We start from the raw sequence: 1,437 nt of genomic DNA, 5'->3' as shown, positions 1-1,437 counted from the left end.
GGCTCATTGTACCTGGGTCTACGTTAATGTATGGATCGAATTTTTGAATCGCTACGTTAAGTCCACGATTCTTCAGTAAACGGCCGAGTGAAGCCGCGGTAATTCCCTTACCAAGTGAAGAAACTACGCCACCTGTTACGAAAATATATTTAGTCAAAGCTAACTCCTCCTATTATGGTGTATTTGAAATGAAGTTGGGTGAGGCGTGCTGTTAAAAAGTTCAAGATCGTTTCAAGCTTCGGCTCGATTGTAAGTTTTGAAACTTAGTAAAAACGAGTTTTCATGCTATTTTCGACAACTCTGAACTAATGTTGCGCTTTACACTTGTAAAAACAAAAAAAGCGCCCTCCCTGCAGTGTTTGCAGGGGGAGCGCATTATATAAGCGTTCAATCTCCCTTTTAGGGAGCCCAAGTAAAAGATTAATCTGAATGAACTAAGAAGTCAAGGGTTATTATACTTCGTCTTCTTCGTCTTCTTCATCTTCCTCATCTTCTTCGTCCACGATTTCGAATTCATCGTCTGTATCAAGAAGTTCTTCAGCAGCCACTTCTTCGATTTCTTCTTCATCGTCGTCCTCGTCCAAGTCGAAGTCTTCTTCGCCATCTACGTCTTCAACAAATTCATCGAAGTCCTCTTCGAATGCGATTTCATCATCATCTGAATCATCTTCAAGATCGTCTTCATCCACATCAGCTTTTGCTTTTTTCTTGCGAACTTTTACAGTAGGCGCTGTTTCTTCTTCAATTTGTTCAACAGGGTACCACTCGCGTAGACCCCAACGGTTTTCAGAAATCGCCAGGAAGCGACCATCGATGTTCATATCTGTATAGTACTGAAGCATACGTTCTTTCATTTGAGCTTCAGTAAATTTATTTAATTTTTTGATCTCATCTAGTAATTCTTGTAAAGTCAGAGATTCGTGTTTTTCTTCCAATATTGCATATCCCAAATCGATAAACGATTCTTCACTTAGTTGTTCTGTTGTCATTTCACGAAATTTCAAATCGTGCACGTCCTTTCTACATACGTTGGCATAATAACCATTATATACAAACCTCATTGAAATATGCTACCGTGATTTGTTGTTTTTTGTTTCCCTTATCGTAGTCCACCCGAAATAAAACAAGTAAATCGATAATATCAGTAAGGGAATCGACCCCATTTGCTTGTTATACAAGAAAAATGTCCCGATAAGGCATGCCAAAACCACGACAATATGTATGCTGTTTTTCATTGTGACATCCTCCCAATTCCTCTTGTTCTATTATACCCAATTAAGTTAATAAGTTTATCTTTTTAAAATGGAATTTATGAATATTTTTAATTTTGGCATTGTAAACTTTTATTTGTACTTTTTTAATAAGAGTGGGTATCGGCTCTCATATAACATTACCTTTAAAAAAGAGTTTATGTTCATGAGACTCACAATTATACAT

The 1,437-nt window shown here is 37.2% G+C and carries 2 protein-coding genes; both read right to left on the bottom strand.

Annotation, left to right across the window (positions count from 1 at the left end):
* Positions 1–157, bottom strand: a 157-nt coding sequence (locus AC1DSB_RS19215) for a hypothetical protein (RefSeq protein WP_477587413.1), incomplete at its 3' end; no start/stop codon positions are given.
* A gap of 295 nt (positions 158–452) precedes the next feature.
* Positions 453–1,004, bottom strand: coding sequence for a DNA-directed RNA polymerase subunit delta (gene rpoE / locus AC1DSB_RS19210; protein WP_016428284.1), 552 nt, complete (start codon positions 1,002–1,004; stop codon positions 453–455).
* Between the last annotated feature and the right edge of the window lie 433 nt (positions 1,005–1,437).

The organism is Paenisporosarcina sp. P4_E4_2, assembly GCF_056401595.1.
This window is presented reverse-complemented; position numbering and strand designations above follow the sequence as displayed.